General features: G+C 71.7%; 11 protein-coding genes and 1 pseudogene. 3 read left to right on the forward strand and 9 right to left on the reverse strand.

Going from position 1 to position 13618, the window contains the following annotated elements; all coding sequences use genetic code 11:
* Positions 1-153 (forward strand): annotated as a pseudogene (gene eno, locus ABZX10_RS05945) (phosphopyruvate hydratase); the annotation flags it as partial.
* 124 nt (positions 154-277) lie between these two features.
* Here eno and ABZX10_RS05950 read toward each other — a convergent pair.
* Positions 278-1435, reverse strand: a complete 1158-nt coding sequence (locus ABZX10_RS05950; protein WP_355535735.1) for a PLP-dependent aminotransferase family protein — start codon at positions 1433-1435, stop codon at positions 278-280.
* A gap of 66 nt (positions 1436-1501) precedes the next feature.
* Positions 1502-3070 carry a glycerol kinase GlpK gene (gene glpK / locus ABZX10_RS05955; RefSeq protein WP_355535738.1) on the reverse strand — a complete coding sequence of 523 codons (1569 nt, stop codon included), beginning with the start codon at positions 3068-3070 and terminating at the stop codon, positions 1502-1504.
* A 27-nt stretch (positions 3071-3097) separates the two neighbouring features.
* Here glpK and ABZX10_RS05960 point away from each other — a divergent pair, with 27 nt between their 5' ends.
* Positions 3098-4900 carry a glycerol-3-phosphate dehydrogenase/oxidase gene (locus tag ABZX10_RS05960; protein WP_355535741.1) on the forward strand — a complete coding sequence of 601 codons (1803 nt, stop codon included), beginning with the start codon at positions 3098-3100 and terminating at the stop codon, positions 4898-4900.
* Between the two features lie 53 nt (positions 4901-4953).
* Here ABZX10_RS05960 and ABZX10_RS05965 read toward each other — a convergent pair whose 3' ends face one another.
* Positions 4954-5484, reverse strand: a complete 531-nt coding sequence (locus tag ABZX10_RS05965; RefSeq protein ID WP_355535744.1) for an META domain-containing protein — start codon at positions 5482-5484, stop codon at positions 4954-4956.
* 50 nt (positions 5485-5534) lie between these two features.
* On the reverse strand, positions 5535-7160 hold the full coding sequence (locus ABZX10_RS05970) for an MDR family MFS transporter (RefSeq protein ID WP_355535747.1): 1626 nt from the start codon (positions 7158-7160) through the stop codon (positions 5535-5537).
* Positions 7161-7288: 128 nt separating this feature from the next.
* Between ABZX10_RS05970 and ABZX10_RS05975 the strand changes: the two genes are divergently transcribed.
* Positions 7289-7732 (forward strand): SRPBCC domain-containing protein, encoded by a 444-nt coding sequence (locus ABZX10_RS05975; protein WP_355535750.1) that lies wholly within the window; start codon positions 7289-7291, stop codon positions 7730-7732.
* Positions 7733-7750: 18 nt separating this feature from the next.
* On the opposite strand, the gene ABZX10_RS05980 is transcribed toward ABZX10_RS05975, so the two are convergent.
* From ABZX10_RS05980 to ABZX10_RS06000, 5 genes are read right to left on the reverse strand one after another with little or no spacing between them, the layout of a single operon-like run.
* Positions 7751-7960, reverse strand: coding sequence for a dodecin (locus tag ABZX10_RS05980; protein WP_355535753.1), 210 nt, complete (start codon positions 7958-7960; stop codon positions 7751-7753).
* Between the two features lie 53 nt (positions 7961-8013).
* On the reverse strand, positions 8014-8400 hold the full coding sequence (locus tag ABZX10_RS05985) for a hotdog fold thioesterase (RefSeq protein ID WP_355535756.1): 387 nt from the start codon (positions 8398-8400) through the stop codon (positions 8014-8016).
* Positions 8397-8642, reverse strand: a complete 246-nt coding sequence (locus ABZX10_RS05990; RefSeq protein ID WP_355535759.1) for a hypothetical protein — start codon at positions 8640-8642, stop codon at positions 8397-8399. The genes ABZX10_RS05985 and ABZX10_RS05990 overlap by 4 nt, the downstream gene beginning before the upstream one ends.
* The gene (locus tag ABZX10_RS05995; protein WP_355535762.1) at positions 8639-9106 is read right to left on the reverse strand and encodes a hypothetical protein; all 468 of its coding nucleotides are present in this window, start codon (positions 9104-9106) and stop codon (positions 8639-8641) included. Before ABZX10_RS05995 ends, ABZX10_RS05990 begins: the two co-directional genes overlap by 4 nt.
* A complete protein-coding gene (locus ABZX10_RS06000) occupies positions 9107-13600 on the reverse strand; it encodes an ATP-dependent helicase (RefSeq protein ID WP_355535765.1) in 4494 nt (1497 codons plus the stop codon).
* Between the last annotated feature and the right edge of the window lie 18 nt (positions 13601-13618).

A 13618-nucleotide genomic window follows, 5' to 3' on the forward strand; every position in this document is an offset into this window, starting at 1 on the left:
GCGGTGGGCTCGGGTCAGATCAAGACGGGTGCTCCGGCTCGTAGTGAGCGGGTCGCGAAGTACAACCAGCTGTTGCGGATCGAGGAGGAGCTGGGTGACGCGGCGCGGTACGCCGGCGATACCGCGTTCCCGCGCTTCGAATTCAACAGCTGATCCCTACGGACACGGGATGATCTCCACGACCACAGGATGATTCGGTGGCCGCCGGGGTCACGGTGACGGGAGGGCCGACGGTAGGTCTCGATTCGACGAGGCCCTCCGGGCGGCCCTCCTTCGGTCACAGCACCGTCGACAACCTTCGGACCGCCTCGCGGAGCTCGTCCGGTGGGGACGTGGTGAAGCACAGGCGGAGGGCGTGGTCGAGGTTGCGCTGCACGGCGAAGGCGGAGCCGGGGACGTAGGCGACGCCGGCGTCCACGGCGTCACCGAGTGTTGCGGACGTCGCTGTGCCGTCGGTGAACTCGCCCCACAGGAACATGCCGCCCTCGGGTGCGGTGAGGCGCAGCCGGTCGCCGAAGGCGTCGGTGAGCGCCGCGTGGAGGGCGTGGGCGCGCTCGCCGTACACGGATCGGATCGCCTCGACGTGGCCGTCGAGCCATGCGGTGTCCGCGAGCAGCTCCGCGGTCACCGCCTGGGTGAGGCTCGAACCGCAGAGGTCGGCGCCCTGTTTGAGGCGCTCCACGAGAGCGAGAACGCCTGCGTCGCCGTGCATCCAGCCCACTCGCAGCCCGGGGGCGACGATCTTGGACGCGCTGGACAGGCGGATGACCCGATCGGAGAACGCGGCGACGGGCGGCACCGTCGGACCGGCGAACCGCAGCTCTCCGTACGGATCGTCCTCGACGATCCAGAAGCCGAATTCGTCGGCGAGCCGGGCCAGTTCGCGCCGCCGCTCCTCGGTCAGGGTGGCGCCGCCGGGGTTGTGGAAGTTCGAGACCGTGTGCACGATCCGGACCTGCTCGCGCCGCAGGATCGGCCGCAACTCGTCGACGCGCATACCGCCGGCATCCAGTCTCACCCCGGCGACCCGGGCGCGGGCGGTGTCGAACGCCTGCAGCGCGCCGATGTACCCCGGATCCTCGACGACCACCGTGTCGCCGGGATCGAGCAGCGCCTGCGCGAGCAGCGAGAGCGCCTGCTGCGAACCGTGCGTGATCACGACGGTGCCGGCGTCGCGGCCCAGCTTCGCGGACTCGCGGGCGTGCACCACCTCTCGTAGTGACGGCGCGCCCGCGGTCACGCCGTACTGCAGGGCGGCGGGCGAGGCGAGCGCTGCTTGCGCGGCGCGGGCCGTGCGTTCCGTCGGCAGGAGCTCCGGGGCGGGCAGCCCGCCGGCGAGCGAGAGGACGCCGGGCTGTTCGACGACGGAGAGCAGGTCGCGGATCGCCGAACCGCGGACAGCACGGACGGACAGGGAGCCTCGTTCCTCGGACATGGAGGAACCATCCCAGAGCTGATCCCAGCTGTCGAAACAATAATCCCAATTACTGGGATCGAACACTCAGGCCCAGTTCAGCGTGCGGTCCACCGCACGGTTCCACTCGCCGAAGAGGTGCTCGCGCTGCTCGGCGGGCATCGTCGGCAGCCACCGCCGATCCTCGGCCCAGTTGGTGCGGATCTCGTCGAGCGTCCAGACGCCGGTCGCGTAGCCGGCGGCGTACGCGGCGCCGAGAGCGGTGGTCTCGATGATGCGGGGCCGGATGACCGGCACGTTCAGCACATCCGCCTGGAACTGCATGAGCGTGTCGTTGACCACCATGCCGCCGTCCACCCGCAGCTCCGTGAGCGGGATGCCGCTGTCGGCGTTCATGGCGTCGATGACCTCGCGGGACTGATAGGCCGTGGCCTCCAACGCCGCCCGCGCGATGTGCCGCTTGTCGGAGAACCGCGTCAGGCCCACGATCACGCCGCGGGCGTCGGGCCGCCAGCGCGGCGCGAACAGCCCCGAGAACGCCGGCACCACGTAGACGCCGCCGTTGTCGGGGACGGCGGTCGCGAGTTCCTCCACCTCCGGCGCCGCCGAGATGATGCCGAGGTTGTCGCGCAGCCACTGCACGAGCGAGCCGCTCACCGCGACCGAGCCCTCCAGCGCGTACACCGGCGCACCGTCGCCCAGTCGATAACAGACGGTGGTCAACAGTCCGTGCTCGCTGAAGACGGGCCGCTCGCCCGTGTTGACCAGCAGGAAGTTTCCCGTGCCGTACGTGTTCTTGGCCGTGCCCGGATCGAGAGCGGCCTGGCCGAACATGGCGGCCTGCTGATCACCGAGGATGCCCGCGATCGGCACGCCGCCGAAGACGCCGCGCTCGCGGACGAGGCCGTAGACCTCCGCGCTCGAGCGGATCTCGGGGAGCATCGCCATCGGGATCCCCATGGCCGCGCAGGTCGCGGGGTCCCACTGCCCGGTCTCGAGGCTCATCAGCATCGTCCGGGAGGCGTTGGTGATGTCGGTGATGTGCAGCGGCCGGGCCGACGATGAAGCGGGGCCACCGGCGGCCGATCTGAAATCGTCGTCGGTGGTCAGGTGCCACACCAGCCACGAGTCGATCGTTCCCGCGCACAGTTCGCCGCGCTCGGCGCGTTCGCGGGCACCGTCGACGTTGTCGAGGATCCAGGCGATCTTCGGCCCGGAGAAGTACGTGGACAGCGGCAGGCCGCACGAGCGCTTGAACCGGTCCCGGTCCGGCTCGTCGAGGCCCACGGACGCGAGTTCCTCGCACAGCGCCTCGGTGCGCGTGTCCTGCCAGACGATGGCGTTGTGGATCGGCTCGCCGGTGGCGCGATCCCACACCACGACCGTCTCGCGTTGGTTGGTGATCCCGACGGCTGCGATGTCGGCGGCGGTGAGGTCGGCGGTCGCCAGCGCCTGCGAGCACACCAGGCGCGTGTTCACCCATATCTGCGTGGCGTCGTGCTCCACCCAGCCGCCGCGTGGGAAGATCTGGTCGTGTTCCCGTTGCTCGGAGGCCACGATGGTCCCGCGCCGGTCGAAGATGATGCACCGCGTCGAACTGGTGCCCTGGTCGATCGCGGCGACGAACTGCGGGTCGCGAGAAGATGAAACTGCCACGCCCGAATACTGACATGGTGATCGCTGATGAACGCTGCCAACCCTGAAACCGCCACTGCGGCGCCCACGCCCGCGGGGGTCTCGACCACCGCGCCGCTGCTGTCGCCGGAGTACCGGGCGCGGGCCTGGGACCGACTCGGGTCGGAGGAGTTCGACGTCGTCGTGATCGGCGGCGGCATCGTCGGGGTCGGGTCGGCGCTGGACGCGGCCACCCGCGGGCTCAAGGTGGCGCTCGTGGAGGCCCGCGACTTCGCGTCGGGCACCAGTTCGCGCAGCTCGAAGATGTTCCACGGTGGCCTGCGGTACCTCGAGCAGCTGGAGTTCGGGCTGGTCCGCGAGGCCCTGCACGAGCGTGAGCTGTCGCTCTCCACGCTCGCGCCGCACCTGGTCAAGCCGTTGCCCTTCCTCGCGCCGCTCACCAAGCGCGTGATCGAGCGGCCCTACATGGCCGCCGGCATGTTCCTCTACGACACCATGGGCGGCGCCAAGTCCGTGCCCGCGCAGAAGCACCTGACCCGGGCGGGCGCGCTCCGGCTGGCCCCCGGGCTCAAACGCGATGCGCTGATCGGCGGCATCCGCTATTTCGACACCGTCGTCGACGACGCCCGGCACACCATGACCGTCGCCCGGACGGCCGCGCACTACGGCGCCGTGGTGCGCACGTCGACACAGGTCGTGGACTTCCTCCGGGAGGCCGACCGGGTCTCCGGCGTGGTGGTCCGCGACAGCGAGACCGGAGCCGTCACCGAGGTCCGTTCCACCGTGGTCATCAACGCGACCGGCGTGTGGACCGACGAGCTGCAGGCCCTCTCGCATCAGAAGGGGCGCTTCCGCGTCCGGGCCAGCAAGGGCGTCCACATCCTCGTGCCGCGCGACCGGATCGTCAGCGACGTCGCGCTGATCCTGCGCACCGAGAAGAGCGTCCTGTTCGTCATCCCGTGGGGCATCCACTGGATCATCGGCACCACCGACACGGACTGGAACCTCGACCTCGCGCACCCCGCCGCTACCGCGACGGACATCGACTACATCCTCGATCACGTCAACAAGGTGCTCATCACCGAACTGACCCGCGAGGACATCACCGGCGTCTACGCGGGCCTGCGTCCGCTGCTGGCGGGGGAGTCGGACGAGACCAGCAAGCTCTCCCGCGAGCACGCCGTCGCCGCGATCGCGCCCGGCCTCGTGACCATCGCGGGCGGCAAATACACCACCTACCGGGTGATGGCTTCGGACGCCGTCGACGCCGCGGAGGCCTACCTGCCGCACAAGGTGCCCGCGTCCTGTACGGAGAAGGTGCCGCTCGTCGGCGCGGACGGCTACTACGCCCTCACCAACCAGACGACGTCGATCGCGCGCGAGCACGACGTGCACCCGCACCGGGTCACGCACCTGCTGGACCGGTACGGCTCGCTCATCGGCGACGTCCTGGCACTCGCCGACGCCGACCGCGGCCTGCTCGAGCCGCTGGCCGGCGCGCCGCAGTACCTGCGCGTCGAGGCCGTGTACGCGGCGAAGGCGGAGGGTGCGCTGCACCTCGAGGACGTCCTCGCCCGCCGCACCCGCATCTCCATCGAGTACCCCGACCGCGGGCTCGAGGCGGCCGCCGAGGTCGCCGAGCTCGTCGCACCGGTACTCGGCTGGTCCGCGGCAGACGTCGCGCGGGAGCTCGAGAACTACGGCGCGCGCGTTGCCGCGGAGATCGAGTCGCAGAACATGCCCGACGACGAGACCGCCGACGCCCTGCGCGCCGCGGCGCCCGAGGCGCGGGCCGAGATCCTCGAGCCGGTCCCCGTGCCCGGTGTCACGCCCAAGGTCGTGCGGCGCTGACGGTGTCCGACGGGCCTCGGCGCGAACCGTGGCCCGTGGGCGAGTCGATCGCCCTACCGGGCCGCGGCTGCAGCGGGGACGGAGGCCGTCGAGGAGGAGGTCGGCGCCGCTGATGCCGACGGTGAGCCCGCGGGGGTGAGGACGAAGGTCCACGAGCGGTTGTTGTCCGGATCGGTCAGCACGAGCTCGGCGCCGTTGCGCGACCAGATCCGCACGCCCTTGAGGGCCTCGCTGATCGCGGTCTGGGTGCCCTTCGGGTCGGGGCAGTACATCATGGTGGAGGCGACACCGTTACCGAAGTCCACGCGGTCCGCACTGGCCAGCGAGGCCGCACTGCCGTTGAGCGAGTTGCACGAGTCGTTGCCCGAGATGTTGGAGCCCTGGACCCGGAACCAGGCCTCGGGGTCGGACTTCAGGCGCCACTGCGAGCCCACGATCGAGGGCTTCGACGGCGCGGCGGCGGTCGGCTGCACGGAGCCGGACGGGTTCGCGGGATCGGCACCCGCGGATGCGGCGCACCCGGCCGTGAGGACGGCGGCACCCGCGAGCAGAGGAGGGACGAGGGAGGCGGACTTACGCATCATGTGTGCGATTATGCCGCCTCCCTCGTCACAGGGGAAACTTCAGTAACACCCTAGTTGTGCTTCGCGGCCGCCATCGGCGCACGATCCTCAGTCTGCGCCGAGGTCGGCGAACCCACGGTCGCGGGCTCGGCGGTCTGCCCGGCGGCCTGGTCGGAGGCGCCGGTCGTGGCCTCGGGGGCCATGTCGATCGTGGTGCGCAGCGGCTTGTTCGGCAAGAACGCGACGGCGATCAGCGTGACGATCGCGCAGGCGGTCGAGACCAGGAAGATCCGGCCGGTGGCGTCACCGAACGCCGCGTTGGTGATCTCCCGGATGAGCGGGCTGTGCGGGTCGCGGACACCGTTCGCCACGACGCCCTGCTTGACCAGGTCGGTGACGCGGGCGGTGAGCACCGCGCCGAGGGCCGAGACGCCGATCGCGCCGCCGAAGGTCCGGAAGAAGGCGACGGAGCTCGATGCCGCGCCGATGTTCTGCACGCTGACCGTGTTCTGGACCGCGAGCACCAGGTTCTGCATCAGTGCGCCGACGCCGAGGCCCATGACCGCGATGTAGAGCTGGACCTGCCAGATCGGGGTCAGGTGGTCGATCGTGCTGAGCAGGGCGAAGCCGACCACGAGCACGATCGCGCCGCCGACGACGAAGCGCTTCCAGTTTCCGGTGCGGGTGATCAACTGTCCCGACACGACGGACGAGAGCAGCATGCCGACCACCATCGGGATGGTGAGAACGCCGGCCATCGTCGGGCTGTAGCCGCGCGAGTTCTGGAAGTACAGGCCCAGGAAGGACATCGCGCCGAACATGCCGACGCCGACCGCGATGGACGCGATGATCGCCAGGCCCGTGGTGCGCTCGGCGATGATCTTCAGCGGGATGATCGGATCCTTGGCGCGCAGCTCCACGAGGACCGTCGCCACGAGCAGGACGATGCCGCTGGCCAGGTAGACGGCCGACGAGGTCGACACCCAGCCGTAGTTCTTGCCGGCGAACGAGACCCAGATGAGCAGCACGGACACGCCGGCGGTGAGCAGGGTGGCGCCGAGCCAGTCGATCGAGACCTCGTCCTTGCGGGTCGAGGAGAGGTGCAGCGTGCGCTGGATGAGGATCAATGCGCCGACCGCCAACGGGACGCTGACGTAGAAGCACCAGCGCCAGCCGATGTGGTCGGTGATGACGCCGCCGAGGATCGGGCCGCCGGCCATGGAGACGCCCATCACCGCACCCATGTAGCCCGAGTACCGACCGCGCTCGCGCGGCGGGACGATGCTGCCGATGATCGCGACCACGAGCGCCGTCAGGCCGCCCATGCCGATGCCCTGGATGACGCGGGCGACCAGCAGGACCTCGACATTCGGGGTGGCACCGGCCAGCACCGAGCCGATCACGAAGATGATGATGGCCGCCTGGACCAGCACCTTCTTGTTGAACAGGTCGGCCAGCTTGCCCCAGATGGGGGTGGACGCCGCGTTGGCCAGCAGGGCGGTGGTGATGACCCAGGAGAACGCGGTCGTCGAGGCGCCGAGATCGGCGATGATCTTCGGAAGGGCGGTCGACACGACCGTGGTGCTGAGCAGCGCCGTGAACAGCGCGGCGAGCAGGCCCGCCATGACCTCGAGGATCTCCCGGTGGGTCATGGGGGCTGTGGACTGGGGTGGCGTTTCCGCCGTGGTCTCGGACATCGGACCTTCCTTCAAAACTCTAAGCAATAACGTGCAGGGTGCAACTGTAACGCCGGTGAAGATATTCCGCTATGTCCTGAGTGTGTGATCCGGCTCGCACTCGGTGGAACATGTTCTAGATTGAGGGGATGGCCTTCGTCATCGACCACACCCGCGAGATCGCGGCACCGCCGGCACTCGTCTGGCAGGCGCTCACCGACTTCGACGCGTACCCGCAGTGGAACCCCTTCGCGGTCGCCGCCACCTGCGACCTGCGGCCCGGCGGCGCGATCGTCATGCGGGTGGCGCTGCGCCCGCCGAAGCTGATGACCCAGAAGGAGTTCATCGTCTCGGTCGACGAGGGCCGCGGCTTCTCGTACGCCATGAAGCCCGCGCCGGGCGGATTGCTGCGGAGTATTCGCGAGCAGGGCATCGTCGACCTCGGGGACGGGAGGTCGCGGTACACGTCGCACTTCCAGCTCGACGGTCCGCTGTCGCCCGTTGTGGGCGCCGTCCTGGGCGGGAATCTGCGACGGGGCTTCACGGGCAATGTCGACGGGCTGGTGCGGCGCGCGGAGGAACTCGCGCGCTGAGGGCCGACGGGCCCGGAGTCAGTCGTCCATCCGGAAGCCGATCTTGAGCGTCACCTGGGTGTGCGCCACGGCGCCGTTCTCGATGTGGCCGCGGGCGGAGACCACCTCGAACCACTCGAGGTTCCGCATCGTCTGCGCGGCACGACCGACCGCGTTGGCGACGGCCGCGTCGTACCCCTCGGTGGAGGTGCCGACGACTTCGATCACTCGGTACACGTTGTTCGTCATACCCGTCCATGCTCCGCCTCTCCGGCGGGCGCGGTGGCGGAACGGCGAAGTCGCTACCGTGCGCGGGCGCGGCGGGTGAACCGCGCGGAGGCGCGCGCGACCACCCGATCGCCGGCATCGGTGACCCGGATGACGAACAAGTCCTCCTTCGGCAGGCGCTCGCCGACGGTCGCCTCGGCCCGCAGGGCGTCGCCGAGCCGGGTGGGGCGGAGGTAGTCGATGTGGATCGCGCTGGCCACGCCGGTGTGCTCGTCGTCGTTGGCGGCCGCCGCGACCGCCGTGCCGACCAGCGCGAAGACGAACGCGCCGTGCGTCGTGTCGTGCGGATTGAGGTGGTCCTCGGTGACGGTCACCGTCGACACCGCCCGGCCGCCGCCGTGCCCGGTCACCTCGATCCCGAGGAACCGCGCGTAGCGATCGACGGGCTGGCTCGTGCTCATCGGTCCATCTTCGCCGACGCGCGTGCGTCAGCCGCGGCGAGGGTCGAGCGCAGTGCGGCGCGCTCGGCCTCCGGCCACAGTCCCGACGCGGCGAGTGGGATCTCGGTCATGAAGCGCCGCTCCGGTTCCGGAATGCGCGTCATGAACTCGTCCGGTCGCTCGGCGGCCGTGCGGTACAGGTTCGGGCCGTCGACGAAGAACGGGTCGATGAGTACCGGAGGGTTGTTCTCGCGGCGCATCACGTTCGACGGGTTGGTGTCCAGCGAGCCGCACCAGGGCAGCTCGTGCGCGGTGTCCGCGTGGATGCGGGCGAGGGCGGCTGCCGCTCGGGGCCGACTGCGACGTGCGCCTGCGGGGCGTCGAACAGCTGCTCCATCAGCTGCTCCATCAGCTGCAGGTCGCCGCCCACGAGCCGCCGCCGCAGGTACAGCGTTGGCGCCTGCCTGGTTTCTGCCGCTTCGCGGTACGGCCGCGCGGTGCACGGGCCGACGGGGTCGAATGGGCTGATCCGGGCGACCACGGCACCGTCGGGCGCGGCCAGGGCTATCGCCCAGTCCCTGGCGTCGCAGCGCGTCCGGCCCGCCGCGGGGAGCGCGGCCTCGACGGTGCGGTGCTCGGCGGCGGGCGGAAGATCGAGGGGGAGCCGATTGATAGTAGTGATACCTCTGGAAAGTTGAGTGGCTGATCCGCTAGCGAATTGATCCACTCAACTTCGCACGCGCAGGCCCTTCGGGGTGCGGGTGAAGCCCGCGGTGGCCAACGCCCCGGCGAGGGGCGAGGTGAGGGCGGGGGCACCGTCGACCTTCTCGACGGTGAGGCCCCCGAGCCCCGGCGCGGCCACGGCGAGCGCCGTGAAGGCGGCCTCGGGCGCATCGGTGAAGGTGAGCAGCGTGCGGCCGCCGCGCTCGACGAACAGGGCCAGGGCGCCGTCGACGAGGACCACGACGGCTCCGGCTTTGCGGCCCGGGCGCGCGCCCTCGTCGCCGCGCTCGGGCCAGGGGAGCGCCGCGCCGTAGGGGTTGGCGGGGTCGGTGGCGGCGAGCACCAGCGCGGAGCTCTCGCCGCGCTGCTGGGCCCGCTCGAGTGCGGACGCCGCATCGCGCAGGGCGTCGACGGTGCCGCCCCGCGCGAACTGCGCCGCGCCGAGCCGCTCGATGAAGTAGCCGCGCCGCGCCTTGCCCGACTCCTCGAACGCAGCGAGGGTGCGGTAGACGCGGGCGAAGCCGCCCTCGACGTGCTCGGCCATGACCGCTCCGCGGGTGACGACCCCGTACCGCTCCAGGAGCTGCTCGGCGATGGCCGCCGACTGCTCGGTGGCGCTCGCCTCCGCCGGTGCGGGCGGCAGCGACCACCGCCCGGCGACCATGGGCGGCGCCTGGTCGACCGCCACGCGGAACCGGGCGCGCGGCGCGCGGCGCGGGGTGCGGTGCGCGGTGGAGCGGCGACCGCCCGCGAGCCGGGCGCGGATCGGCGCGAAGGTGTCGCCCGTGAGGCGGCCCGCCCAGACCAGGTCCCACAGCGCCTCGGGTGTGGCGCCGGAGAACTGGCGGTAGAAGTAGGCGCCGCCGCCGCGCACCGCGTCCTCGATCGCCTCGTGCGCCGCGGTGGTCTCAAGGGCGTCGGGCGGGGGCAGCGTGAGGGGTGCCAGGTCGGCGGGGTGGAGGGCCACCCAGCCGTCCTGCGCGCCGATCGCGCCGTGCCCCGTCCACACCACCTCGCCGGTGGCGGTGAGCTCGTCGAGCATCGCGGGGGAGTAGTCGGTGACCCGCTGCGGCAGGACGAGCGACTCCCACGCGGAGGCGGGGATCGGCACGCCCGCGAGCTGGTCGATCACGGTGGCGACGCCGTCGATGCCGCGCAGTGGGGTCTTCAGGTGGTGCCAGCCCGCGAGGAACTCCGCGTACGCCCGCTCCGGCACCGGCTCCACGTCCTGCCGCAGCCGGGCCAGGCTGCGCTGGCGGATGCGGCGCAGCACCTCGGCGTCGCAGAACTGGGGGACGCCGTCGGAGTCGGCGACGCCATCGGCACCGTCGGACTCGGGGACGAACCGGCCCTCGATGATCCGGCGCGCGCCGACCAGCTCCGTGAGTGCGCGTTGCACGACCGCGACGCCCAGCCCGTAGCGCCGAGCGACCTCGCGCGCCGTGAAGGGACCGTGCCGCCGGGCGTACCGCGACACGAGATCGCCGATCGGGTCCGGCACCTCGGCGGTGAACGCCGACGCGATGCCCGGCTGCAGCGGCACGCCGAGCCCGTCGCGGAGCCGGGCCGCGTCCTCGACGGCGGCGATCCAGCCCTCGCCGTACGCGAAGACGCGTCCCGCGGATAGCAACTCGTCGACCGCGCCCGGCGCACCGTCGGACCGCTCGGCGATCTCCGCGCGCGTCAGCGGACCCAGCTCACGGATGAGATCGGCGATCTGCTCGACGGTGCGCGCGCGATAGCCGGGCGCGGTGCGTTGCAGCTGCGCGGCGATCTCCTGCAGGACGTCGGCGTCGAGGAGCTCGGTCAGCTCGACCCGGCCGAGCAGTTGGGAGAGCACGGCCGGGTCCAGGCTGAGCACGGCGGCGCGGCGCTCGGCCAGCGGCGCATCGCCCTCGTACATGAAGGCGCCGACGTAACTGAACAACAGCGAAGCCGCGAAGGGCGACGGTGCGACGGTCTCGACCTCCGCCAGCCGGACGGTGCGCGACGCGAGCGCCCGGTGCACGGCGATGAGTTCCGGCACGTCGTAGACGTCCTGCAGGCACTCGCGGACGGCTTCGAGGACGATCGGGAACTGCGGGAACCCGCGCGCGACCTCGAGCAGCTGGCTGGCCCGCTGCCGCTGCTGCCAGAGCGGCGCCCGTTTACCGGGGTCGCGGCGGGGCAGCAGTAGCGCCCGCGCGGCGCACTCGCGGAACCGCGACGCGAACAGCGCGCTCGAGCCCACGGCCTCGGTGACCAGGTCGTCGATCTCGTCCGGCTCGAAGCGGAACAGCTCGGCGCCGGGCGGGGCGTCGTCGGTGTCGGGCAGCCGGACGATGATGCCGTCGTCGGTCGCGGTGACGGCGCCGGAGAGGCCCAGCGAGGCGTTCAGGCGCGCGCCGATCGCGAGCGCCCACGGCGCGTGCACCTTCATCCCGAGCGGGGAGTGCAGCGCCACCCGCCAGTCGCCCAGCTCGTCGCGGAATCGTTCGACCACCAGTGTGCGGTCGGTGGGGAGGACGCCGGTGGCCCGCTGCTGTTCGTCGAGCAGGGCGATGAGGTTGTCGACGGCCCACTCGCCCAGGCCCACGTCCCGGGCCCGGGAGCGCTGCTCGTCGGGGCCGAGCGCGGTGAACTCGCGGGTGAACCGGCCGATCGCGCGGCCCAGCTCCGCGGGGCGGCCCACGGTGTCGCCGATCCAGAAGGGCAGCCGGCCGGGCTGGCCGAAGGCGGGCGAGACGAGGACCCGGTCGTGGGTGATCTCCTCGATCTTCCAGCTGGTGGCGCCGAGCGCGAAGACATCGCCCACGCGGGACTCGTAGACCATCTCCTCGTCGAGTTCGCCCACCCGCGATGCCTTCTCGCCCACCATGAACACGCCGAACAGGCCGCGGTCGGGGATGGCGCCGCCGGAGGTGACGGCGAGGCGGCCCGCGCCGGGGCGGCCGGTGAGCGTGCCCGCGTCCCGGTCCCACACCACGCGCGGGCGCAGCTCGCCGAAGTCCTCCGCGGGGTAGCGGCCCGAGATCAGGTCGAGCACCGCCTCGTACGCCGAGTCCGGCAGCGCCGTATAGGGATGCGCGCGCCGGACCAGTGCCAGCCAGTCGTGCACGTCGAGGACGTCCATGGCCGCGGCGGCGATGGTCTGCTGGGCCAGCACGTCGAGCGGGTTGCGCGGCACGACGAGCTTCTCGATGGCGCCCTCGCGCATGCGCTGCACGGTGACGGTGCTGTGCAGCAGGTCAGTCCGGTGTTTGGGGAAGAACACGCCGCGGCTGGGCTCGCCCACCTGGTGCCCGGCGCGGCCCACGCGCTGCAGCCCCGCGGCCACGGACGGTGGCGCCTCGACCTGGATCACCAGATCGACGGCGCCCATGTCGATCCCGAGCTCGAGGCTCGAGGTGGCGACCACGCAGCGCAGCCGGCCGGACTTCAGATCGTCCTCGATGATCGCGCGCTGCTCCTTGCTGACGGAGCCGTGGTGCGCCCGCGCGAGAACGGGTTCCGCCCCGTGGCTCTGCCCGCTGGCGAGCAGCTGGGCGGGGGCGCCGCCGGCGACGTGCGGGTTCGGCGGGCCCGCACGGACGTTCATGGCCAGCTCGTTGATCCGGGCGGTGAGCCGTTCCGCGAGGCGCCGGGAGTTGGCGAAGACGATGGTGGAGCGGTGCCGCTCGATCAGCTCCACGATGGACGATTCGACGTGCGGCCACAGCGACCCTTGCTGCGGCGCGTCGTCCTCGTCGGAGACCACGTCCAGCTCCGTCATGTCCGGCACGGGCACGGTGACGGTGAGGTCGAACTCCTTCTGCGACGGCGGGCGCACGACCGTCGCGGGGCGCGGCCCGCCGAGGAAGGCCGCCACCTCCTGCGCCGGCTCGACGGTGGCGGACAATCCGATCCGCTGCGCGGGGCGGTCGAGCAACGCGTCGAGCCGCTCCAGCGAGAGCGCCAGGTGGGTGCCGCGCTTGGTACCGGCGACGGCGTGCACCTCGTCGATGATCACCGTGTGCACGTGCGTCAGCGTCTCGCGGGCCTGCGAGGTGAGCATCAGGAACAGCGACTCGGGCGTGGTGATCAGGATGTCCGGGGGAGTCCGGACGAGCTGTCGCCGCTGCTGGGCGGGCGTGTCACCCGAGCGGACCCCGACGGTGACCGCCGGAGCCGGTTCGCCACGCCGCTCGCGCACCCGGGCGATGCCGGCCAGCGGGGCACGCAGGTTGCGCTCCACGTCGACGGCGAGGGCCTTCAGCGGGGAGATGTAGAGCACGGACGTGCCGGGCCGGGCGGCCGCGGCACCGTCGGGCTGCTCCGACGGTGCCCGGGCGGCGAGACGATCCAGGGCCCAGAGGAACGCGGACAGGGTTTTGCCGGAGCCGGTGGGCGCGACGACGAGCGTATTGCGGCCCTCCGCGATGGACCGCCACGCGCCGGCCTGCGCCGCGGTGGGGGCGGCGAAGGACTCGGTGAACCACTCGGCGGTGGCGGGCGCGAACGCCCGGAGGGCGTCCGGCATGCCTTCATCATGACGCAG

Origin of the sequence: Tsukamurella sp. NPDC003166, assembly GCF_040611135.1 — a bacterium.
Lineage (GTDB): Bacteria > Actinomycetota > Actinomycetes > Mycobacteriales > Mycobacteriaceae > Tsukamurella.

Coding starts and splice junctions, on each gene's coding strand:
- ABZX10_RS05950 (WP_355535735.1), bottom strand. CDS start 1,435: ATGTCCGAGGAACGAGGCTCCCTGTCCGTCCGTGCTGTCCGCGGTTCG.
- ABZX10_RS05975 (WP_355535750.1), top strand. CDS start 7,289: ATGGCCTTCGTCATCGACCACACCCGCGAGATCGCGGCACCGCCGGCA.
- ABZX10_RS05985 (WP_355535756.1), bottom strand. CDS start 8,400: ATGAGCACGAGCCAGCCCGTCGATCGCTACGCGCGGTTCCTCGGGATC.
- ABZX10_RS05970 (WP_355535747.1), bottom strand. CDS start 7,160: ATGTCCGAGACCACGGCGGAAACGCCACCCCAGTCCACAGCCCCCATG.
- ABZX10_RS05960 (WP_355535741.1), top strand. CDS start 3,098: ATGAACGCTGCCAACCCTGAAACCGCCACTGCGGCGCCCACGCCCGCG.
- ABZX10_RS06000 (WP_355535765.1), bottom strand. CDS start 13,600: ATGCCGGACGCCCTCCGGGCGTTCGCGCCCGCCACCGCCGAGTGGTTC.
- ABZX10_RS05980 (WP_355535753.1), bottom strand. CDS start 7,960: ATGACGAACAACGTGTACCGAGTGATCGAAGTCGTCGGCACCTCCACC.
- ABZX10_RS05965 (WP_355535744.1), bottom strand. CDS start 5,484: ATGATGCGTAAGTCCGCCTCCCTCGTCCCTCCTCTGCTCGCGGGTGCC.